Raw genomic sequence first — 22,281 nt, forward strand, 5'->3', positions numbered from 1 at the left:
TTGTCAGGCGACTCTGCAGGAACGCCGCAAAAATTTCATTTTAAGGAGGAATGTGCAGCATGCTGAAGCGTTTCACTTTCACAACCCTATCCCCGCAAAAAAATATGCTTTACCTTTCGTTCTTACTGCCCTTGTTTGTGATGATGGTCATTTATGCCACCATGGGCGTTTATCCTTTCAGCAACAGCACCTTGCTGACGGTCGATCTCGGCCAGCAATATGTGGATTTTTTCAGTTATTACCGTACTACCTTATTGTCTGATCCTTCCGCCCTTTTCTTTTCATTCACAAAATCATTCGGCGGCGAGATGTTGGGGCTGTGGGCTTACTATCTTATGAGTCCGTTCAATCTCATTTTTCTGCTTTTCCCGCAGTCCCAGTTGCCATTGGCGGTAACCATTTTGATTCTGATGAAGGTTTCGGCGTCAGGACTGACTTTTGCTCATCTGTTGATTTCCCGGTTCGAAGGCAAAGGCTTGTTGGTTCCATCCTTCGCCTTGAGTTATGCCTTGATGGGTTACGTCATCGTCAATCAATTGAACGTCATGTGGCTGGACGGGATCGTTTTCCTGCCTCTGATCATTCTTGGTTTTGAGAAACTGATGTCGGGTGAAAGCGGCCTGTACTATAGCCTACTTCTCGGAGTGATGCTGATTTCCAATTATTATATCGGATTCATGATCTGTGTTTTCCTTGTCTTCTATTACCTTTTCGCATTTTCCAGACAAGAAGTTGTCGGCCCGAACAATCTGAAAGCGCAGCTGAAGCACTTCTTCACCCAAGCAGCCCGATTCATCGGTTATTCCTTGCTTGGAGCTGGCTTTGCCGCCGTCCTGCTGCTGCCCACCTTTTATTCGCTCTTGGGAAGCAAGGCAAGCTATGCCAACAACCTGATCGATTGGAGTTTCGCCTATGATCCTTTCGAAGTCGTTTCGAAGTTTTATATCGGAGCGTTCAATTTTGACCAGATGCCCAGCGGACATCCCAATCTCTTTATCGGCACTGTCGCTCTGACTGCGTACATCTATTACTTTTTTCATCCCGCCTTCTCAAAAAAAGAACGGTTCACCTCATTTGCGCTGACCGCCCTCTTTTTTCTGGCGATGAACGTCCAGTTTCTGAATAAAATTTGGCATGCCGGACAATATCCGATCTGGTACCCTTATCGTTTTTCGTTCACCGTTTGTTTCTTTTTCCTGCTGAACGGGTTTCGAGCATTGCGTTCCTATCGTCCTTTTCCCTTTTCGCTGGCCTGCTGTCTTTTGATCGCCAATGCAGTCACTGCCATCTATGTACTGAAAAAGGACTTTGAATTTCTGGAGCCTGTCCAGGTATTGATCAGTGCAATCGTTTCCGTCCTTGTCCTGGTGTTGCTGATGCTCAGGGACCAGCCCCGAAAATGGCTGACCTACGCTTTGCTTTTCGTGGTCACCGCAGAGATGACGGCAAATGCAGCCATCGACCTGTTTCGGTTGGGCTACGTCAAGCAGGACGAATTCTCCGATTATCAAGCGAATCTGAATACGATGTTGGCGGATGTGCGGACACCCGAAGACACATTCTACCGGATCGAAAAAACGTTCCAACGCTCCAAAAACGACAGCTTCCAAGCCAATTATGCGGGAATCAATCATTTCAGCTCCACTTTCGAAAAGGAGATTCCCGGCTTGTTCGGATCATTGGGATTTCCGGACGGGAACGGATTTATCGTATACTCAACCGGGACTTTGTTTACGGATGCATTGTTCGGCATAAAATATTTCATCCAGGACAAGAAGTTGCCGGAAACATTTTATGACCTCAATGACGGCGTGTACCGTTTGAAGCGCAACTCCACCCGCCCGGATTTGACCCAATACAATCTTTATTCCGAGACCGACCGAACCACCACCTTTGAGAATCCCTACGCGTTGTCATTGGCATTCGGGGTTTCCGAAAGTGTATTGGATCTCGAGTTGATCGAGGATCAGCCCATATTGATGCAGGAACAGCTGTTGGATGCCTTCAACAATCAGGAAAGCATCGAACCTTATTTCTCATTGCGTCCGTTCGATTCCAACGTCTTCCAGAATGTCACATCCGCTGCTGAGGATGCACAGAACACAACCTACTATCGGTCTGTGGATGGGGCAATCTCCAGGATCGAATTCCAGTTCACCCCTACCAGCGACAATCCTTATTATCTGATACTGGATGCGGGCATCGACGACGATGACGCAACCCTTTATGTGAATAATGTGAAGTTGGATTATTATACGACCTTCCGGAACGATCAGGTCATCAACATCGCAAGCAACCAGCAGGGTGAAAACATCACCTTCACGATCGAACTGCGCGAGGACTCTATTCGGGTTCAGGACCTGAAACTTTACGAATTGAACAAAGCTCTGTTCGAGGAAACCATTTCAGATCGTCAGGCTGAAGCCATGACAATCACTTCTTTCAGCCAGACGCACATCACGGGTTCCGTCACGATCGAGGATGAAGATGAAATATTGTTGACGACGATTCCCTACAGCGAAGGCTGGGAAGTGACGGTCGATGGGGCAACTGCAGAAACAACCGCCGCTCTGAATGGCCTGCTGGCGGTGCCGATCAGCTCAGGCAAGCATACCATCGCGTTGACGTACCGCACCCCTTATCTTATGACCGGCTTGTCCATCAGCGGGGTTTCAATCGCAGGCGCCTTATTATTGAGAAAATATCGTAAAAATAAATAAGAAAAGCGGTTGGGACACAATCCCAGCCGCTTTTCTTATCTTTTGTTCGTCATTTTGGGAACCATGGGAAAAATCTTATAATTCCTCCTCACACATATATGAAATCGCCACAGTGCCGACACCGGCACTCATTCCGACGATTGTAGAAATGTTCATGATATATTCAGGTTCCTTGCCAAGTAAGGCGAAGCTGCGCTTACGATATTCTTCAGCTTTTTCGGGATTATTGGCATGCACAATCGCATATCTCGAAATCTTCTCCTGTGCATCCACTTTTTCCAGCAATCGGAACAGCTTCTTTTCATTTCCTTTTTCGCTGAAAGCCTTCTCAGCTATTGAACCTTTGCCTTCTGCATCGATGGAAACGACAGGTTTGAGATTGATTGTCATCGCCGCCATCCCGGAAACTTTACTTAACCGTCCGGATCTCACCATGTATTTTAAGTTGTTCACGCTGACTAAGATATTTGTACGGTCCCTCAAGCGTTCAATCGCTCCAACGATTTCATCAAAAGGCGTTTCCGCCGCAATCATTTCTGCCGCTTTCATGACAAGCAACCCTTCCGCACCGGAATTCCGTTTCGAATCGATCACGGCAATTTTTTTGCCTGCGTGCAGTTTTTTCGAGACGGCATTCTGGAACACACTGTTGGTTCCGCTCTGCTCTTTTGCGACAGTCAAAATGATGACTTTATCGTAATGGGAGAGCACCGTTTCCAGATATTTCTCGACAACGATCGGATTCGGCTGTGAACTTTTCGGATATTCGATGGCTTCTTCCAACAAAGGATAGAAAAGTTCAGGCGTCATCGTCACCTTATCGAGATAGGAAGTGTTGTCAAAATTCAGGTTGAGCGGCAACATATGCACTTGATAGTGATCGAGCATTGCCTGCGGAATGTCCGCAATCGAGTCCGTGATCAATGCAGTGTCGTATTTCCGGTCAAAAGCGGATTCGTTCTGTCTGACCATATCATCCGCCTTCTGCTGCAGGATGATGCCTTTTTTGCGCAAAACCTGGAATACCTGTTCCGGCGCATTGGCGTGGATATGGATCCTGGCTTTGTGGTTGTTGCCAGCCACAATCAAGGAATCCCCGTAGAGTGCCAGTTCCGCTTTCAATGCTTCCAAATCAATCGAATCCCCTGACAATAGCGCTTCGGTACAGTAGCGATGGCGTATCTCCCCTTGGCTATGGATCAATTCCTCATTGAAAGAAAGATCTTCCGGTTCATCACTGACCTCCAAGTCCACTTTTCCGGTGCGTAAAAATGTCGCAAATCCTTGCAGAAAGTAGACAAACCCCTTTGCGCCGGAATCGACGACTTTGGAATCCTGGAGCACTTTCAAACGGGAGGTCGTCGCTTCCAAAGATTTGTTGGCCGCGATCAGCGATTTTGAAAACAATTCGGAGAAGTTAGCCGAAAGGTCTTTATGGCTGTAGACCGCATCCGCCCATTCCCGGATGACGGTGATGATTGTCCCTTCCACCGGATCGGAAATGGCCTGATAGGCATAAGGAACCGCATTTTTCACCGTTTCCGCAAATGAAGGGATGGTTATCGTCTCCTCATCCAACAGGCTGAGAAAGATCCCGTTGATGTATTGGGCAATGATGATGCCGGAATTCCCCCTGGCCCCCGTCAAAGCGGCATCGGCTATGCTGTTCATCGTTTCCTTGACGGATCCGGAAATTTTCGCCTCCAAGATGATCGCATGCATGGTTGAAGAAAGGTTGCTGCCGGTATCCCCGTCAGCAACCGGAAACACATTGATTTCATTCAGGCTATTTTTGTTTTTTATGACCTCCTGTGCACCCGACACAAAAGAATAGTAAAGCTTTTCGCTGTCCAATTTTGAAATGTCCATTAGTCTTCCCCCGTCCGCTCTTAGGCTTATTTGGTTGCTCAAAGAAATCTTTGTGCCGCAACATACGTGATGCCGGCAGTTGCCGCATTCAAAAAAGTTCCCCACGCCAAATCGATCAGGGTAATCGTGATCGGCCAATCCTTCAAAGTGGCCAAATTGGTCAAATCATACGTCGCGTACGCAACCAATCCGAAAAAACCGCCAGCCAAAATGGCATACTGCAGGCTTTCCTTCAAAAGGGCCGGATGGACCACAAAAAATACGAGACCGCCTATGAACAACAGATAGAAGATTATTGCCGCCATCCAGTTGACATTCGGAGCCATGAGATGGCCCAAATACTTGCTGTAAATATTTTTGGATAGCACTCCTAGCCAGACAATATCCACTAAAAAGAACACAAAAAATGTCAAGAAATACAATTTGATGCTGTCCATCATTTCTTCCTCCCTTTCCGTAATCCGATGTTGCTTCAGCTTCCGATTCTTTCCGTCAAAATGCCGTCTTTCATTACATAAACTTTATCACAATAGTCTATCAAACGTTCATCATGCGTCACCATGATCGTAGCCTTTTTCTTCATCTTTGTTTCCCTCGCCAAAATCTCCACCACTTCGAATGCCTTTTGCGTATCCAGACTGGCGGTCGGTTCATCCGCAAGAATGACAGCAGGGTCATGGTAGAGGGCACGGGCGATTGCGACACGTTGCCTCTGGCCGCCGGAGAGGTCACTCGGAAATTTATTTTTCAATTCGAAGATACCCAATTCTTTCAATAATTCATCCCGTTTTTGTTTATCCACTTTGCTACGTTCGACTTTATTGGCTAAGTGTAGCTGATCCTGGACAGTCAGAAACGGGACCAGATTGGAGGCTTGGAGGATGAAGCCGATTTCCTCGAACCGCAATTTTGCCCGTTTTTTCTCGCTCACATCACTGAAGGGATTGCCGTTGATCAGTACCCGACCTTCGGAAGGGGACTGCAAACCACCCGTAATGGTCAAAAATGTACTTTTACCCGACCCACTCGGCCCGATGATTGCAACAAATTCTCCGGCTTCAACAGCAAGATTGGTTGACTTCAATGCGTCGATCCTTAATTCGCCTTCCCCGAATGAACGGGATACATCTATCAATTCGATTAATTTCATATGCTCACTCCTATCCGATTGCTTTCAATGGATCGATTTTGACTACTGCCCGTACTGAAAATGCACCGCCGACCATAGCCATGATGACCAACAAGGCCGCGATGATGCCCAGGAAATTCAGGTTCGTTTGGTAAGGTACGGCTGCTGGCAAGACCATTGCCGTTGCGCCCGTCAACAATAACCCGATGCCTACTCCGATAGCAGCCAATAAAAACGTTTGGATGACGACCGATTTTGCGATATAGCCGCTCGAAATCCCTTGCGCTTTCATCACACCGAACATGCTGGTTTTCTGCATAGTCAGCACATAGATGAAGATGCCGATCACCACGGCAGCGATGACGATCAGAAAGCCGATCATCAGTCCGAACGTCAACACTTGCGCAGTGTAGCCCGGAATTTCACTGATGTAGTCCGCTATCGAATAAATTTTCAAGTCCGCACTTCCAGTGTCCACCTCTGCGATGGCATCACCATTGTCCCTAACGACAATGGCACTGACACGCCCTTCATCCGATTCGTCGATTTGCTCGAAGCGGACTTCCTGATAAGAACTGACTGTTGTATAAAGCACTGGTGCGACGCTGAATCTGGCATCTTCCGTGAATCCGACAACCGTCACTTCTTTGTCGGAACCCGCGAGCTGCAGGATATCGCCCAATTCGATGCCCTCCTCTTCTTTCAAGCTGATGTCGGCGACGACCTCATCATCGTTTTGGAAGGAATCCCCTTCAATCACTTCAGGCATCAGGAATTGATCCGCTTCGATTCCGAAGAAAGTCGTATCGATTTTGGCATCATCACCTGATGTTCCTTTTTTGTTGACGACACTCGGTGCTATCCCGATTACTGCAGCCTCATCCGCCGCAACTTCATCGATCGCGCCTTTCGGAAGCATCGACATGTTGATGTTTGTATTCGATTCGTCCGTCAGAATGATGCCGTCCGCATCCCATTTATCTACGCTGGTCCGGTTGTCCTGGGCCAAACCATAGGCAAGACCCACCAAAAAGAACACCAAGTAGGACACCAGCACCATGACGCCGATGATCAGCGAAAACCTTGTTTTTGCATGCTTAATTTCTTTCCAAGCTAAGAACATTTTTGCAACTCCTTCATTTCTTCTGTTATTTTATCTATCGTTGACGAAAAATAGATTGATTCCGCAAGTAGGATGCCTACACACTCCTAGCTTGCACCGGCATCTCCCTGATTCATCGCGCTGTTCAGCATTTTCAACTGCTTCATCAAAAACAAGCCATCGATGCCTTCAAGGTTGCAGGCATTCACTTCGGACAAAATAGCCAAATTGATCGCCTTCTTAGAAGTGACCCCTTTTTCACTCAATGAAATGATCGTAGCGCGCTTATCCAAAAGAGACGGTTCCTTCGTGAGCCAACCCTGTTTTTCGAGACGGTTCAATATGGGGTTCAACGTCCCGATCCCCATCCCTAACCGCTCTCCGATGTGTTTGATCAATATATTGTCCTCATCCCATAGAGCAAGCAAAACGAGGTATTGCGGGAATGTCAAATGGAAATCTTTCAATGCACGATTATATATTTTGCCGAAACCATTTGAAGCCCGATAGACTTCGAAACAAAGCTGATCCTCAAGCGGCCATTCAAAAATAGATTCATCCATCCTGATACCGCCTCCTTTCCAAATTTATCTCAACGATCAATATACATCTTACAAGATATATATTAATCGATAAAATCTGGAAAGTAAAACAATCGCACTTGGAAGTGCCGCAAACTAAAAAAATTCCGAAAAAGCAATTTTACGATAGCAAGAAAAAAAGGATTCAGAGCGGGTGCCCTGAATCCTTTAAGTGGATTGCAATAACTTTGTTGCTTATTTTGCTGCAGCTAAACGGCTGTTGACTTCATCCCAGTTCACAAGGTTCCAGAATGCTTTGATGTACTCAGGACGCACGTTCTTGTAGTTCAAGTAATATGCATGTTCCCATACATCAAGGCCCAAAATCGGCGTTTTGCCTTCGCTGATCGGCGAATCTTGGTTTGGTGTGGAGGTGATTTCCAATTTACCATCGGAAACTACCAGCCAAGCCCATCCGGATCCGAAACGGCCTACTGCTGCCGCAGCGAATTTTTCTTTCATGGCATCAAAGCTGCCGAATGCTTCTTCGATTCCGTCCTTGACAGCTCCTGTAGGTTCTCCGCCTGCATTAGGCGCCAAAACTGTCCAGAATAAGCTGTGGTTTGCATGTCCGCCACCGTTGTTGCGGACAGCCGTACGGATGTCTTCCGGAACGCTGTTCAAGTCAGCCAATAATTCCTCAATCGTTTTTTCAGCCAACTCAGGGTGTTTCTCCAATGCTGCGTTCACATTCGTAATGTAGGTATTATGATGTTTCTCATGATGCAAATGCATCGTTTCCTCATCGATGTATGGTGTCAAAGCGTCGTACGCGTAAGGTAATGCTGGTAATGTAAAAGCCATGATAAATTCCTCCTAAAATAGTTTAGTGATTTCTGACTGATTTCACTGTATCATCAATTGCTCACTTTATCAAAAATAAAGCCTCGAAGCCGTAGCAATTTTTGATTGCTAAATGAATCCATTTTCGATAGACTGGACAAGTATGATGCAGAAAGCGGTGATCACAATCTCAATCGTTAGTTTAGTCAAAGACAGTTTTATGGATCCAAAGCAATTGTTGGGTGCCAAGACATTAAAAAAAGGCCCTGCCTTTTTGCTCTTCATCTTGCTCTCACTGACCGTCAGCATCCCCCTGTTTCTGGATGGGTATGCCACGCTGCAAAAATTTTCGGCAGATGCGGGCGTGATAGCAGACAAAATACCTTCATTCACTATTTCGGACAGCGAATTGCAGTTGGAGAATCCCTCGGAAAGAGGTTTCATTTATAAAACCGACACAGTCCTGTTGGCTTTCGATAGTCAGGAAGTTTACACACAGAGAGAAATCGAAAAAGAAATGTCATCCCCTATTTTGATTTTGAGTCTCGTATTTTCAAAGGATGCCTTCACTCTCTACGCTCAAGATGTCCCATTCAGGTTGCCCTATGAGCAGTCAGATGACCTTACGGACCAGTCGTTCAAAAAGTTGCTGGGAAATTTTTCCAGCGATCAGCTCTTTTCCGGCGTAATCATGCTCTTGTTCAGTCTTTTCATTTCTTCGTTCAGTGTGCTTCTGACGCTGTTGATTATCGCGCTGTTCGCGAATGTATTGACAGGATTCATGCGGAAAAAACTCCCGTTCCGCGAAATACTAAGGATGGCGCTGATAGCCTCCGTCGTCCCGGTGGTTTTCTTCAGCCTATTGAACGGATTCGGCCTCTACCCTATGATTCAGGATGAAGCGATTGCGCTCATCGGTATTTTCTATTTCTACAGAGCCCTTAAAGAATAGCAGGAAAGCCGCAATTTTTCGGCAACGTCCGGTTCCACCCCAAAAAGAGGCCGCAGCAAATGATCTTTCGATCATCTGCTGCGGCCTCTTTTCTTATTTTTTACCCGTGGTTGCGGGTTTTGCTTGCTCTTCGTTTGCGTTTCTGTTGGCTGGCGATATTTTCTTTCAATTTGCGTTTGTAGCCAGGCTTCACTTGTTTCTTAGCCTTGTTTACCATTCCGCGGATGCGGTGATCGGGTTCCAATTGACTCGGAGCGTTTCTCATCTCACGGCGTTTTCTTTCGTAAGTTTCAACAAGTTGATCTTTTTCGATAGCGACTGGTTTGAAAACAACACCATACTTCTCCAGATCATCGATTGCCTTTTCTTCACCCGGTGCGTACAAAGTGATCGCAGTTCCTTTTAAGTTGCTGCGTCCCGTTCTGCCCGTACGGTGTACGAAGAATTCCATATCCTTCGGCAATTCATAGTTGATGACGTGTGAAACGCCTTCGATATCGATGCCGCGTGCCGCCAAATCAGTAGCCACCATGAATTGGTACTCCAGATTATGGACTCTTCTCATGATGCGTTTGCGTTCACGAGCCGGCACATCGCCATGCAAGACAGCCGGCTGGATGCCACGTTGTCTCAGTCCATCAGCGATTTCCTCGACATTTTGTTTTGTATTGGCAAAAATCAATGCCAGATACGGTTCTCCCATCGTCAACACTTGATACAGAACATCAATTTTTGCTTGTCCTTTAGTGGACAGCAACAGATTATCGATTGCCGGTGCAATGATATGTTCCGGTTTCAATTGGACAACGACAGGGTTTTCGACGTATTTCTTCAAGAAGCCCTTCAGTTTTTCTGGGATCGTAGCGGAGAATACAAGCATCTGGAGTTTCTCCGGCAAGCGGCCGGCAATCTGATCGACATCATGCAGGAAGCCCAGATCCAGCGTCATATCAGCCTCGTCAATGACCATCTTTTTAGCTGTATGGATCTTCAGTGCTTGCTCATTGATCAGGTCAAGGATCCTGCCGGGAGTTCCGATGACGATATGCGGTTGGTTGTTGACCAGTTTCGACATTTGACGTTTTTTGTCTGTGCCGCCTACGTAGCTGACGATACGGATTTCCTCGGGAGCATTTGAGACCAGCTGACTGGCTGTTTGATACAGTTGCTCAGCTAGCTCACGGCTAGGTGAAGTGATGACAACTTGGACTTCATTTTTTGTTGGATCGATGTCATCTATCAGTGGCAGCAAAAAGCTATGGCTTTTCCCTGTTCCTGTCTGCGATTGACCAATCACGCTCTTGCCTGTTCGAATGATCGGGATAATTTGTTTTTGGATATCGGTCGGTTCTTTGAAATTCAATTTGCTGATTGCCTCCAGCAAAAATGGCTTCAATTGAAAGTCTTTAAATTCCACGTTTACACCTCTTGTTTTTCTTCTGCGTATTTTATGCCTTACCATTATAACACATGCGCAAGGTTTAAACCTTAATTTCAAATAAGAATTTGAAAACCAAGCGCGTAAATTTATTCGCAATATGTTTATACACACTGACGAAAGCACCCCGGCAAAGATACAGTTAACATGAAAACAGACGCTTTCTTTCATTGCCAACAGTAAATGATAATAGTATAATGATATAATGAATAGAATCTAATCACAATAAAAGGGGGGCATGTAATGATTACCCAAAATACTGCTCTGTTCACTATTTTCGGAGCAACAGGTGATTTGGCTCACCGAAAACTGTATCCATCATTATTTCGCTTATACAAAAAAGGATTCATCAAAGATAATTTTGCCGTTATCGGAACAGCGCGACGGGATTGGTCCGATGAACATTTCCGTGATGTGGTCTTGGATTCCATCAAAGATTTGACTGAGGATAAGGCAGACGCTGTTTCTTTTGCAGCCCATTTCTATTACATCGCCCACAACGTCAACGACTCGGAACACTACGTCAAATTGAAGGTCTTGTCCGAGTCCTTGGACGCCAAGTATTCGCTGTCAGGAAACCGCATTTTCTATCTGGCTATGTCTCCTGAGTTTTTCGGCATCATTGCCGAAAAACTGAAGGAACAAAAACTGATCACAGAAGACGGCTTCAACCGTTTGATCATCGAGAAGCCTTTCGGGCGCGATTTCGAATCCGCAGATGCGCTGAACACTAAGCTGCGCAAATCGTTTGACGAGAACCAAATCTTCCGTATCGATCATTATTTGGGCAAAGAAATGGTGCAGAACATCTCTGCCGTACGATTCTCCAATATGATTTTCGAATCGTTGTGGAACAACAAGTACATCGACAATGTTCAGATCACCCTCTCCGAGACTGTAGGCGTTGAGGAACGCGGTGCTTATTACGACAACAATGGCGCTTTGCGCGATATGGTGCAAAATCATATCCTTCAAATCGTTGCCTTGTTGGTTATGGAACCGCCGCTGTCTTTGCAAGGCGAAGATGTCCGTTCCGAGAAAATTAAAGCACTTCGTTCCCTGCGTCTGTACAACACACCCGAAGAGGTCAACCGCAACTTTATCCGGGCCCAGTACGCCGGAAACCCGGCAAAAGCGTTGCAAGCCTACCGGGAAGAACCTAACGTCAATCCTGCTTCATCAACCGAAACCTTTGTTGCCGGCAAAATATTAGTCGATAATTTCCGTTGGAAAGGCGTTCCTTTCTACATCCGGACCGGCAAACAAATGGCTTCAAAAGAAACATACATCCATATCCAGTTCAAACACGTATCGATGAATATCTTCCCTACAGAAGGCGTCGACGAAATTGCTGAACCAAACGTATTGACCATCCATGTTTCTCCGCTGGAAGGCTTCTCCTTACGCCTGAACGCCAAACGGGTCGGCCAAGGAACTGAGATGAAAAATATTCGCATGCACCACATCTATGATGAGGAAACGCAGGCAAACAGCCCTGAAGCCTATGAACGCCTCTTATTGGATTGCCTGAACGGCGATCCGACAAACTTTTCCCACTGGGATGAAGTCGCACAATCTTGGCACTTCGTTGATGAAATCCGCAAAGTTTGGGACGCCCAAGAAGATTGCACGGATACCCTTTTCGCGTATGAGAGCCACTCGATGGGACCAAAAGAAAGCGAAGCTTTGCTTGAGCAGGACGGATTCCACTGGACTGAATTCAACTGGAGTCAAAGTTATAAAGAAAAACAGGAAAACGAATAAACTAAAGGCCGGACAAAAGCGTCGTTTCGCTTTTGTCCGGCCTTTTTCGGTTCAAATCTGCTACATCAATGCGTATTCTGCCATTCGATCGCCAATTCTTCCAATTCCAAAATGATGTCGTTTATTTCCGCCTCATCCTTAGCATTCGCTCCGCTCGCAAGCGGGTGGCCGCCTCCGCCATGCCGTTTGGCTACTTCATTGATGATCGGACCTTTTGAGCGCAATCGGCAACGATAGGTACCGTTCGGTTGCTCCACAAAAATTCCCCAGCATAAAACGCCCTCTACTGTGCCCGGCAAAGGGACAACCGGTGCGGTGTCGCTGTCGATTGCGCCGAATTTCCCAAGGATTTCTTGGGAGAGGATGATGCTGGCGACCCCGACGTCATTGATCGTCAAACTCTGCAGGACGAACCCTGATAAATTGGCCGTTTTCAAAGAATTTGTGTTCATCATTTGACTGATGTCCGAAGCGGAAAAATCAAACTGCATCAATTTCGAGGCAATCTCCATAGTCACTGCCGTAGTCGCCGGATAGAGGAATCTGCCCGTATCGCCGACGATGCCGGCATATAAAAGCCTCGCCGCTGCATCATTCATCGGCAGCGTATCCTCAGTTGAAAAGGAAATCTTTGCGATGATTTCGCTGCAGCTGCTGGCATGCGTCTCCACAAGGCAAATATCTCCGTAGGGGTCTTCATTCGGATGGTGATCGATTTTGATCAGATAATCACCTTTAACAAAACGTTTGTCGCTGACTCTTGGCTGATTCGCTGTGTCCGTGACAATCACCAAGGCACCTTCATAGGCCTCATCCGGAATGCTGTCCATGCTGCCGAGGTAGGAAAGGCTGTCTTCATTTTCGCCGGCAACGAATACTTTTTTCTCAGGATAGGCTTGCTTGATCAGGCTGGCAAGGCCGTTCTGCGAACCCAAAGCATCCGGATCCGGACGCAGGTGCCGGTGGATGATGATGGTTGCGTACTCTTGAATTTTACTGACTATGTCTGCATAAATCGGATTTTCCACTTGCTGACCTCCTACGATTTTTCCATCAGTTGGCAAATGACGATTGCTTTGCTGACCAGTGAATTTTCTAAATAGACCTCGACATCCAATTTGGATGATCTTCTGCCCAATTCCAATATTTTTGAACGTATCTCGATGACGCTGTCTATCTGGATCATCTTCAATTGATAGATGTCCATCTGCTCGATGACAGCATTCCGTTTCTGTAAGGTATACAAGATTTTTTTGGTAGTGCTCGCTAACACCTCGCTCAGCACTCCGAACGACACAGTCCCGAGACTGTTCGTCATTTGCGGTGTGATCCGGAAGCGATAAGCAGGTAGGCTGTCGCCTTCTTCCGAGCTGGTCAAGGATAGGTTTTCTACGACTTGGTCCTCAATCGTGTTGCCGACTTGCGGCTGCCGCTGCGCAAGCTGCATGGCCTTCATGACATCCTGACGCGAAATGATGCCTAGCAGCTGCAGGTTATCTTTCACGACAGGCATCACTTCCAAGCCATCCCAGATCATCCGGTGCGCTACGCTCGCCACACTCATGTGCGTTTTTGCGACTATCGGATCCCGGGTCATTACCCGTTCCAGCGAAAGAGTATCTGCTTTTCCAAGGATGTCCTTCGCCGTGATGATGCCCACAAGACGCATATTATGATTGACGATTGGGAAACGCGAGTGGGTGGTTTCGGTATTGAGATTGCGGTATTGGAAAACGGTGTCGTCCAATGAGAGAAATTTCGTCTCATCAATCGGGGTGTAGATGTCCTCCACCAGCATAATTTCCTTTTTGATCAGTTGATCCGTCATGGCACGGTTGATCATTGTCGCTACGGTAAAGGTGTCATAGGTCGTGCGCAGTATCGGCATTTCGACCTGATCCGCCAAATGGACGATGCTCTCATCCGTATCGAATCCCCCCGTAATCAGGACTGCTGCGCCTTTCTCCAATGCGAATTCCTGGATGTCATTCCGGTTACCGACGATCATAAGTGATCCGGGTGAAATGTATCGCTCCATCGCTTCGCGTTGCATCGCGCCGATGATGAATTTGCTCAAAGTCTTGTCCAGGCCTTTCTTGCCGCCCAAAATATCCCCATCGATGATTTTGCAGATCTGACCGAAAGTCAGCGTTTCGATGTTTTCTTTCGACTTGCGTTCGATCCTGATGGTGCCTACACGCTCGATGGTTGAAACCAATCCGATGTTCTCTGCATCCTTGATGGCTCGGTAAGCTGTGCCTTCAGACATGTTCAAATTCTTTGCTATCGTGCGGACGGAAAGTTTTTCCCCGACCGGCAGCGTTTCGATGTATTGAATGATTTGCTCGTGTTTCGTTGCCATAGTGTACTCCCTTGCTTTCTCTATTATAATGAAATGAAATCTCCCGGTTGCATGATGAGTCCGACGCCATCATCCAGCAGGGATAGAAAATCATTCGGATCCTGCTTGATCAACGGAAACGTGTTGTAGTGGATTGGAACTGCAATTCGGGGTTCCAAAAACGTAACCGCTTTGGCGGCATCTTTTGGCCCCATTGTGTAGTTGTCCCCGATCGGCAGAAATGCCACATCAATCGGATAATCTTCCCCTATCAATTTCATATCGGAAAACAGCGCTGTATCGCCAGCATGATAGATCGTTTTCCCTTCAGCGTTCAGGAGGATGCCGGTTGCCAACCCCAATGTATAAGGCAGGCCATCGACAGTCATTGCCGACCCATGGATAGCCTGTGTCAGTTTCACATATCCGAAGTCGAACTGGTGACCACCACCCGGTTGCATGCCATGTGTACGGAATCCCTTCGAGGCAAAATAGCCAGTTAGTTCAACCGTCGATATGATCAGCGGATTTGTTCTGCGCGCGATCCTTTCTGTATCACCGACATGATCGCCGTGTCCATGTGTCAACAAGATCACATCACAAGGAACCGTTTCCGGATCCAAGTCGCTCAATGGGTTTCCTGTTATGAATGGATCGATCAGCAGATGCTTTTGTTCCGCTGTTTCAATGCATAAGCAGGATTGCCCGTGAAAAGATATCCTCATGCGGTTCCTCACCTTTCTCTGTGACAAAAAACTGTATTATTCAGTGTCCATCGTATCATGAAACAGTTTATTAGTACAACGAAAAGCGAGCGATAATATTTTGTTCTGCATACATTAAAAGGCCTTCCGCACAGAAGGCCTTTTAACTGACTATTCATCATCCTAAAGCGACGTCAAGGATCATCATGACTGTGAAGCCGACCATAAGACCCATCGTGGCAATGTCGCTGTTGCCGTTCGTTTGCGACTCCGGTATCAGTTCCTCGACGACAACAAAGATCATGGCACCGGCAGCGAATGCGAGCGCGTATGGTAGAATCGCACTCATCGAAATGACGGCGGCTGCCCCGATGACGGCTGCGATCGGCTCAACGATGGCAGAAAGCTGGCCGTAATTGAAAGCCTTCAGCCTGCTGTTCCCATCAGCCCGTATCGGCATGGACAAGGCTGATCCTTCAGGAATGTTCTGGATGCCGATACCTATAGCCAGACCGATGGCACTCAATAGCGTATTATCCTCGGATATGCCGGCTGCGACCGCTCCAAAACCGACTCCGACAGCCAAGCCTTCGGGAATGTTATGGATCGTGATCGCAAGGAACAACAACAAGTTGCGGGAAGCTTGTGTCTGCGGACCTTCCCTGTGTTCCATCGGTTCACCCAAGTGCAGATGGGGAACGATTTTATCCGTCATGCGCAGGAACACGCCACCCAACAAAAAACCGATCGATGCCGGAACCCACGACAAGACGCCGTAGCCGTTCTCTTCGGCATGGGAAATGGATGGAGCCAATAATGACCAAAATGATGCCGCTATCATGACCCCGGCAGCGAAGCCGCTCATGACGTCAAGAACTTTGCGATTGACGGATTTGAAGAAAAATACAAATGAGGCACCTATGATGGTACAACCCCAAGTGAACAATCCCGCTATGAATGCTTGCATAATTGGATTTAATTGACTGAATGACTCTAACATGATTTTTATCTCCCCTTTATAATGGAATAATGAATGATTTCTGTTACAGATGCGTCGTGTCCCATAATGGCAACTGAATGTTCTCGTAGTGGATCGGGTCAAGCTGTGTTACGGTTATCCCCAATAAACGCACGTGCCGTTCGATCTTGCCGTTGTCCAACCAAAGTTCCCAAGCATGACGGAAAATATCCTCCGCTTGGGAAAAATGATCGACCCGGGTTTTTCTGCGCGTTATGGTATCGAAATCGGCGTAGCGGATCTTCAGCACAATCGACCGACCGTGCAACTTGTTGGTGTGCAGCGCTCCTTGGACAGCCAGAGCGATTTGTTTCAGTTCCACCCTGACCTGTTCCTCATCCGTCAGGAAAAGGGTAAAGGTGTGTTCTTTCCCAATCGATTTCCTTTCCCGCTCGGGCTCCACCGCTCGGTTGTCGATGCCTCTGACCCGTTGATAGAGGATATATCCGTGCTTCCCGAATTGCGAAAGCAATTCACTTTGATCAAAAAGATAGAGATCCTCTCCGGAATGGATGCCCAACAGTTTCATCTTTTCGACGGTCTTCTTGCCGACGCCATAAAACTTTTCGATTGGCAGTCCCCGCAAAAAGCGGGCTGCATCATTTGGTGTGATCACAGTCATGCCAGCCGGTTTCTGGAAGTCGGAAGCAATCTTTGCAATGAACTTATTGTAGGAAACACCGGCCGAGCAAGTCAGACCCGTTTCCTGCCAGACTTCCCTTTGGATTCTTCGGGCAATCATTGTCGCACTCGACAGATTCTGTTTGTTCTTGGTGACATCCAGATAGGCTTCATCCAACGACAACGGTTCTATCAAATCGGTGTAGCGCGCGAATATTCCCCTGATCTGTTGGGAAACGGTCTTGTAATGGCTCATCCGCGGAGCAATGAAGATGGCTTCCGGGCAGATTTCAAAAGCCTTCTGCGCACTCATCGCCGAATGGATGCCGAATTTCCTGGCGGCATAATTGGCTGTAGTCACGACCCCTTTGCGCCCGGTATCTCTCGGATGATTCGCAATGACGATAGGTTTGCCGCGATGTTCCGGATGATCCCTTTCCTCGATTGAAGCGTAGAAGGCATCCATATCCACGTGGATGATTTTTCTGCTTTTATCATTTTCGGGTTCCTTAAATGTCAAGATCCCAATCTGCATACTGTTCTCCTTGTTTTGAACTGCTTTATTGAACGTGAATTTTGCTTGCCGCTTTGAAACTGATTTGGTAAGACTGATGATTCTGGGACTCAAAAGTATATGGGCCTTCGTACGGCTCCACGTTTGTCAACAGATATGGGACGCTCAACTTTACGTCCTTGTTAAGCAGATAAGCCAGAAATTCCTGATCGTCATCAACTTCCCGGATGATGAAGCGGCTGCCGATTTCCAGCTCGATCAATGGTTTGCTCTCATGAACTTCGATCCGGCCCTCTTTGTCGGGGATCACGCCCCCATGCGGATCATATTTGGGAAAACCTAGATAGGCATCCAGCCTATCGATCAATCGATCCGATGAGACATGCTCCAACAGTTCCGCCTCTTCATGTACTTCGTCCCAGTTGAAATCCAATTTTTCCGAGAGGAACACTTCCCAAAGTCGATGTTTCCGGATCAGTTTATTTGCGATCAATTGGCCTTTGTCGGTGATCTGCACCCCTTGGTACGGGATGTGGCTGATCAGGCCGTCCTTAAGCAATTTGACGGACATTTCGGTGACAGAAGCGGCAGATACTGATAAAGCCTGCCCGATCTGTTTATTATTGACAAGCTGTTTGTCTCCACCCAATTCCATGATTACTTTCAGATAATCCTCTTTGTGCGGCGTCATGCGCTCCCTCCTCTTTTTAGGTTAACCTAAACTATATTTTATATTATACGGCAAATTCGCTTGATTACAAGCCTAAAACCCACATTTTACCGTAGTCTTCGTCTGTTATTGGATCGTAAAAATTTTTTTGAACAACAAAAAAAGCCGGGAACTTGTCCCGGCTTTTCCTTATCAACTATTAACCTTTGTAGGCTGCGTAGATGATTTCTTTCAATTCTGAGATTAACGGTTGTTTAGGGTTAGCAGTCGTACATTGGTCTTCGAATGCCAATTCAGCTAAGCGGTCCGCATCGCGATCAAGCATTTCATCAGTGATGCCTTGATCCTTGAAGTTCATCTTGATGCCGATATCTTGACCTAATTTAGTGATTTCAGTAGCCAAAGCTTCTACCAATTCAGCAGTCGTGTTGCCTTTGAAGCCTAGGTAACGAGCGATTTCAGCGTAGTCTTCGTCTGCACGGAAGTACTCGTATTTAGCCCACAATGCATGTTTTTGCGGATCGAGCGCATTGTAGCGGACGATATGCGGCAACAGGATAGCGTTCGTACGGCCGTGGATCAGATCCCATTGTCCGCCGATTTTGTGTGCGATCGAGTGGGAAATACCCAGGAACGCATTCGCGAAGGCCATACCAGCGATTGTTGAAGCGTTGTGCATTTTTTCGCGTGATTCTTGGTCGCCGTAGTTGTATGAATTTCTCAAGTTTTCGAATACCAGTTTGATGGCTTGCAAGCTCAAACCTTTAGTGTAGTCGTTTGCCAATACGGAAACAAAAGATTCGATGGCATGCGTCAATACGTCCATACCAGTATCTGCAGTTACAGATTTAGGAACACTGTATACGAATTGTGGATCCACGATGGCAACATCCGGAGTCAATGCGTAGTCAGCCAATGGGTACTTGATGTGTGTTTCGCTGTCTGTGATAACCGCGAATGGCGTTACTTCCGAACCAGTACCTGATGTGGTAGGGATGCAGACAAGTTTCGCTTTTTCCATGTCCTTGATCTTGTAAGTACGTTTGCGGATATCCAAGAATTTTTGTTTAGCGCCGAAGAAGTCGCTTTCTGGGTGCTCATAGAACAACCACATAGCTTTGGCAGCATCCATAGGGGAACCTCCGCCGATTGCGATGATTGTATCCGGTTTGAAGTCGCGCATTTTTTCAGTACCACGGTTTACAGTGTTTGTTGTCGGGTTAGGTTCAACATCTGAGAAGATTGCGTAAGATACTTTGTTGTTGCGTTGTTTCAATTGTTCGATGACTACATCCACATAGCCGAATTTGACCATGCCGTCGTCGCAGACGATGAAGACTCTTTCGACATCTTTCATGTCACGTAAGTATCTAACTGAATTTTCTTCGAAGTAAACCTTCTCTGGCAATTTAATCCACTGCATATTATTTCTCCTTTTAGCAACAGTTTTCACGTTCAATAAATCTAATGCAGAAACGTTATGAGAAACTGAGTTTCTGCCGTAAGATCCGCAACCCAAAGTTAATGAAGCGATATTATTGTTGTACAAGTCACCGATACCAGCTTGAGAAGATGGAGAGTTGATCAGAACGCGGCAAGCTTTCATTTCTTTTCCGAATTGCTCAATCAAATCATTGCGGCGAGTATGCAGTGCAGCCGAGTGACCCAAACCACCCAAATCCAGCATTTGTTTGCATAGTTCGAAGCCATGCTCTGTGCTGTCTGATTTCATCATAGCCAATACTGGAGATAATTTTTCTCTTGACATTGGGTATTCTGCTCCGACGCCCGGTAATTCAGCGATCAACAATTTAGTGTTTGCAGGAACGTTCAATCCAGCCAATTCAGCGATTTTACGAGCGTGCATGCCGACAACATTCGGTCTCACGCCAGTTTTGGCGTCATTCATCACGACGTCTTCCAATTGTTGGATTTCTTCAGGTTTAGCGAAGTATACATTGTGCAATTGGAATTCTTTTTTGACTTCATCATAGATTTCGCTGTCGACGATTGCAGCTTGTTCTGAAGCACAGATCATACCGTTGTCGAACGTTTTTGAAACGATGATGTCGTTTACAGCGCGTTTAACGTTTGCTGATTTTTCGATGTAAGCCGGAACGTTACCAGGACCAACTCCCAATGCTGGTTTACCAGTAGAATAAGCAGCTTTAACCATTGCAGCTCCACCTGTAGCCAATACGACAGCAACTTCTGGATGGTTGATCAATTCAGCTGTTTTTTCCATTGATACGCCTTCTACCCATTGGATACAGTCAGCAGGTGCGCCTGCTTTGATGGCAGCATCGTAAACAACTTTTGCAGTTGCAGCCGAACATTTTTCTGCGCTTGGGTGGAAAGAGAAGATGATCGGGTTTCTTGTTTTCATACAGATCATCGCTTTGAAGATTGTTGTCGAAGTTGGGTTGGTTGTTGGGATGATACCGGCAACAACGCCTACAGGAGCGGCAACCTTCATGATTTGATCAACTTTATTGTCTTCGATGATTCCGACTGTTTTATTTTTTCTGATTGAATGCCAAATGTTTTCAGCGGCATACATGTTTTTGATACATTTATCTTCATAAACGCCTCGGCCTGTTTCTTCAACTGCCATTTTTGCAAGTGGCATATGTTGCTCCATTGCAGCTAATGCCATTTCGTGGACGATGTGGTCGACTTGTTCTTGGGTATAATCTTCAAATAGAGTCAAAGCTTTTTGGGCTTTTCCAGTGTAGTTGCTGATTTCTTCTTTTGCAGTCATCATGGGTTTTTTCTCCTCTAAAACTACTTTTTCTTTACTCATGTGAGATCCTCCTAAAAATGTATGTTATCCTTTTCACATGCTTATTATATTTCATGGAATTTCGTTTGTAAAGCGAATAAATGTGATATTCTTCACTTATTTCCCATACAGGCCCTGTAAGCGTGTTCAGCCGAGCTTTTTGTCACTGTTTGTTTTCACAAATAGTTATTGGAAACATTCTGTTTCTCAACCTTTTGATTGTGAAATTATTATCATTGTTCGGAATCAGTGCCTTTAAAAAGTTTTTTTGGAATATTTTTTATGGCGGAAATATATATGGTCGTCCAACGTCCCTCTTCGATTGATTTCCGCATTATCACGCTGATCAATCTGCATAAATCCGCTTACTAATTGTCGAATCCGACTGAATCAGCGATTAACTTTGAATATTCACGCGATAAGAATATTTCGCTCGATTTCCAGGGCTAAAATTGTCCCGGTTAAATGACGACATTTCAAAAATGGATTATCACGGCACTGCTTGCACCGCAAACTCAGATTTACTTTTACAAAAAAAGCACAATACTCTGAAGTATTGTACTTTTCGCGTGTAACGTTTCATAGGAAATCATCAAAATTCATTTCATCCAATGAGGACACCTTATAGACTTGGGCTTCCAAAGCAACAAAGTCGAAGTAGTGGTTTACCGTCGTCTTCATGATATCCCGGATCTGTTGGTAATAATGCGGAGGGACTGTATGCTTCCAAGAAAATTCCTTGAAATAGCGATAGATATCGTCGACTTGGATGTTCTCGTAGCCCAGTTGATTGAACTCAGTTGCTTTCAGTTTGAACCAAGGCTCCAATTGATCATATTGCTTCTCTGATATATTCGGCAAATGCCGTCCCTCCTTTCCGATGAATCAAATCGCTTTACTCTTCGCTTTTATCTTCTTGTTCTTGCTCTGATTCGGTTGCTGAATAATCTTCGACAATCGCATCATCAGTTGTGATTGTGGCAACCTTTGAAATACGTGAAATAGAACGTTTTTCAAAAGTCAGGAAGATCCCTTCACAATCCAATACGACTGTGTTATCAGCGGAATTGATTTCTTCGACAATTCCGTGCAGGCCGCCGATGGTGACTACTTTATCCCCTGGCTTGATTTGACTCAGCATATCTTGCGTTTTTTGCGCTTGTTTCTTTTGTGGTCTGATCAGGATGAAATACATTACGCCGAACAGCACCCCATAAAAGGCAATCATGATTACTGTATCCATACATTTTCCTCCATCTGTGGATTATTTTTATCTATCATCCACTTTACCAA

At 46.2% G+C, this 22,281-nt stretch carries 19 protein-coding genes; 3 read left to right on the forward strand and 16 right to left on the reverse strand.

Features of this window, described 5'->3' with window-relative positions; all coding sequences use genetic code 11:
• Window positions 1-59: 59 nt before the first annotated feature.
• Complete coding sequence (locus tag C7R73_RS00715) at window positions 60-2,720, forward strand: YfhO family protein (protein ID WP_161525831.1); 2,661 nt, start codon at window positions 60-62, stop codon at window positions 2,718-2,720.
• A gap of 75 nt (window positions 2,721-2,795) precedes the next feature.
• Here C7R73_RS00715 and C7R73_RS00720 read toward each other — a convergent pair whose 3' ends face one another.
• From C7R73_RS00720 to C7R73_RS00745, 6 genes are all read right to left on the reverse strand, one after another.
• Window positions 2,796-4,589 (reverse strand): DAK2 domain-containing protein, encoded by a 1,794-nt coding sequence (locus C7R73_RS00720; protein ID WP_106448671.1) that lies wholly within the window; start codon window positions 4,587-4,589, stop codon window positions 2,796-2,798.
• Window positions 4,590-4,627: 38 nt separating this feature from the next.
• Complete coding sequence (locus C7R73_RS00725) at window positions 4,628-5,026, reverse strand: DUF2177 family protein (RefSeq protein ID WP_106448672.1); 399 nt, start codon at window positions 5,024-5,026, stop codon at window positions 4,628-4,630.
• Between the two features lie 35 nt (window positions 5,027-5,061).
• Entirely contained in the window at window positions 5,062-5,739 is a 678-nt protein-coding gene (locus C7R73_RS00730; RefSeq protein WP_106448673.1) for an ABC transporter ATP-binding protein, read from the reverse strand.
• 10 nt (window positions 5,740-5,749) lie between these two features.
• Window positions 5,750-6,841: an ABC transporter permease gene (locus C7R73_RS00735; protein ID WP_106448674.1), complete on the reverse strand. Its 1,092-nt coding sequence runs from the start codon at window positions 6,839-6,841 to the stop codon at window positions 5,750-5,752.
• An 86-nt stretch (window positions 6,842-6,927) separates the two neighbouring features.
• On the reverse strand, window positions 6,928-7,383 hold the full coding sequence (locus tag C7R73_RS00740; protein ID WP_106448675.1) for a MarR family winged helix-turn-helix transcriptional regulator: 456 nt from the start codon (window positions 7,381-7,383) through the stop codon (window positions 6,928-6,930).
• Window positions 7,384-7,596: 213 nt separating this feature from the next.
• Window positions 7,597-8,205 carry a superoxide dismutase gene (locus tag C7R73_RS00745; protein ID WP_106448676.1) on the reverse strand — a complete coding sequence of 203 codons (609 nt, stop codon included), beginning with the start codon at window positions 8,203-8,205 and terminating at the stop codon, window positions 7,597-7,599.
• A 199-nt stretch (window positions 8,206-8,404) separates the two neighbouring features.
• On the opposite strand from C7R73_RS00745, the gene C7R73_RS00750 reads away from it, so the two are divergent.
• Window positions 8,405-9,136, forward strand: coding sequence for a DUF1189 family protein (locus C7R73_RS00750; protein WP_161525832.1), 732 nt, complete (start codon window positions 8,405-8,407; stop codon window positions 9,134-9,136).
• Between the two features lie 100 nt (window positions 9,137-9,236).
• Here C7R73_RS00750 and C7R73_RS00755 read toward each other — a convergent pair whose 3' ends face one another.
• Complete coding sequence (locus tag C7R73_RS00755) at window positions 9,237-10,553, reverse strand: DEAD/DEAH box helicase (protein WP_414718250.1); 1,317 nt, start codon at window positions 10,551-10,553, stop codon at window positions 9,237-9,239.
• 264 nt (window positions 10,554-10,817) lie between these two features.
• Here C7R73_RS00755 and zwf point away from each other — a divergent pair, with 264 nt between their 5' ends.
• Complete coding sequence (zwf, locus tag C7R73_RS00760; protein WP_106448679.1) at window positions 10,818-12,338, forward strand: glucose-6-phosphate dehydrogenase; 1,521 nt, start codon at window positions 10,818-10,820, stop codon at window positions 12,336-12,338.
• Between the two features lie 65 nt (window positions 12,339-12,403).
• Here the strand turns inward: zwf and C7R73_RS00765 are convergent, their stop codons facing one another.
• The 9 genes from C7R73_RS00765 to yajC form a co-directional block, all read right to left on the reverse strand.
• The gene (locus C7R73_RS00765) at window positions 12,404-13,366 is read right to left on the reverse strand and encodes a DHH family phosphoesterase (protein ID WP_106448680.1); all 963 of its coding nucleotides are present in this window, start codon (window positions 13,364-13,366) and stop codon (window positions 12,404-12,406) included.
• An 11-nt stretch (window positions 13,367-13,377) separates the two neighbouring features.
• Window positions 13,378-14,700 (reverse strand): DRTGG domain-containing protein, encoded by a 1,323-nt coding sequence (locus tag C7R73_RS00770; RefSeq protein ID WP_106448681.1) that lies wholly within the window; start codon window positions 14,698-14,700, stop codon window positions 13,378-13,380.
• 23 nt (window positions 14,701-14,723) lie between these two features.
• A complete protein-coding gene (locus C7R73_RS00775; protein ID WP_106448682.1) occupies window positions 14,724-15,404 on the reverse strand; it encodes a metal-dependent hydrolase in 681 nt (226 codons plus the stop codon).
• A gap of 157 nt (window positions 15,405-15,561) precedes the next feature.
• The gene (locus tag C7R73_RS00780) at window positions 15,562-16,383 is read right to left on the reverse strand and encodes a ZIP family metal transporter (RefSeq protein ID WP_106448683.1); all 822 of its coding nucleotides are present in this window, start codon (window positions 16,381-16,383) and stop codon (window positions 15,562-15,564) included.
• A 43-nt stretch (window positions 16,384-16,426) separates the two neighbouring features.
• Window positions 16,427-17,557, reverse strand: a complete 1,131-nt coding sequence (gene dinB, locus C7R73_RS00785) for a DNA polymerase IV (RefSeq protein ID WP_106448684.1) — start codon at window positions 17,555-17,557, stop codon at window positions 16,427-16,429.
• Window positions 17,558-17,582: 25 nt separating this feature from the next.
• Window positions 17,583-18,227: a metal-dependent transcriptional regulator gene (locus tag C7R73_RS00790; protein WP_106448685.1), complete on the reverse strand. Its 645-nt coding sequence runs from the start codon at window positions 18,225-18,227 to the stop codon at window positions 17,583-17,585.
• 178 nt (window positions 18,228-18,405) lie between these two features.
• Complete coding sequence (gene adhE, locus C7R73_RS00795) at window positions 18,406-21,009, reverse strand: bifunctional acetaldehyde-CoA/alcohol dehydrogenase (RefSeq protein WP_106448686.1); 2,604 nt, start codon at window positions 21,007-21,009, stop codon at window positions 18,406-18,408.
• A 558-nt stretch (window positions 21,010-21,567) separates the two neighbouring features.
• Window positions 21,568-21,849: a post-transcriptional regulator gene (locus C7R73_RS00800; RefSeq protein WP_106448687.1), complete on the reverse strand. Its 282-nt coding sequence runs from the start codon at window positions 21,847-21,849 to the stop codon at window positions 21,568-21,570.
• A gap of 34 nt (window positions 21,850-21,883) precedes the next feature.
• Window positions 21,884-22,231 carry a preprotein translocase subunit YajC gene (gene yajC, locus C7R73_RS00805; protein ID WP_106448688.1) on the reverse strand — a complete coding sequence of 116 codons (348 nt, stop codon included), beginning with the start codon at window positions 22,229-22,231 and terminating at the stop codon, window positions 21,884-21,886.
• Window positions 22,232-22,281: the final 50 nt, after the last annotated feature.

The sequence above is a fragment of the Trichococcus alkaliphilus genome, assembly GCF_003008695.1.
Lineage (GTDB): Bacteria > Bacillota > Bacilli > Lactobacillales > Aerococcaceae > Trichococcus > Trichococcus alkaliphilus.

Bases quoted from the DNA above. Each gene is read 5' to 3' on its own strand.
- C7R73_RS00720 (WP_106448671.1), bottom strand. From the start codon at position 4,589: ATGGACATTTCAAAATTGGACAGCGAAAAGCTTTACTATTCTTTTGTG.
- C7R73_RS00775 (WP_106448682.1), bottom strand. From the start codon at position 15,404: ATGAGGATATCTTTTCACGGGCAATCCTGCTTATGCATTGAAACAGCG.
- C7R73_RS00770 (WP_106448681.1), bottom strand. From the start codon at position 14,700: ATGGCAACGAAACACGAGCAAATCATTCAATACATCGAAACGCTGCCG.
- C7R73_RS00780 (WP_106448683.1), bottom strand. From the start codon at position 16,383: ATGTTAGAGTCATTCAGTCAATTAAATCCAATTATGCAAGCATTCATA.
- yajC (WP_106448688.1), bottom strand. From the start codon at position 22,231: ATGGATACAGTAATCATGATTGCCTTTTATGGGGTGCTGTTCGGCGTA.
- zwf (WP_106448679.1), top strand. From the start codon at position 10,818: ATGATTACCCAAAATACTGCTCTGTTCACTATTTTCGGAGCAACAGGT.
- C7R73_RS00740 (WP_106448675.1), bottom strand. From the start codon at position 7,383: ATGGATGAATCTATTTTTGAATGGCCGCTTGAGGATCAGCTTTGTTTC.
- C7R73_RS00725 (WP_106448672.1), bottom strand. From the start codon at position 5,026: ATGGACAGCATCAAATTGTATTTCTTGACATTTTTTGTGTTCTTTTTA.
- C7R73_RS00750 (WP_161525832.1), top strand. From the start codon at position 8,405: ATGGATCCAAAGCAATTGTTGGGTGCCAAGACATTAAAAAAAGGCCCT.
- C7R73_RS00715 (WP_161525831.1), top strand. From the start codon at position 60: ATGCTGAAGCGTTTCACTTTCACAACCCTATCCCCGCAAAAAAATATG.
- dinB (WP_106448684.1), bottom strand. From the start codon at position 17,557: ATGCAGATTGGGATCTTGACATTTAAGGAACCCGAAAATGATAAAAGC.
- C7R73_RS00735 (WP_106448674.1), bottom strand. From the start codon at position 6,841: ATGTTCTTAGCTTGGAAAGAAATTAAGCATGCAAAAACAAGGTTTTCG.
- C7R73_RS00745 (WP_106448676.1), bottom strand. From the start codon at position 8,205: ATGGCTTTTACATTACCAGCATTACCTTACGCGTACGACGCTTTGACA.
- C7R73_RS00730 (WP_106448673.1), bottom strand. From the start codon at position 5,739: ATGAAATTAATCGAATTGATAGATGTATCCCGTTCATTCGGGGAAGGC.
- C7R73_RS00790 (WP_106448685.1), bottom strand. From the start codon at position 18,227: ATGACGCCGCACAAAGAGGATTATCTGAAAGTAATCATGGAATTGGGT.
- adhE (WP_106448686.1), bottom strand. From the start codon at position 21,009: ATGAGTAAAGAAAAAGTAGTTTTAGAGGAGAAAAAACCCATGATGACT.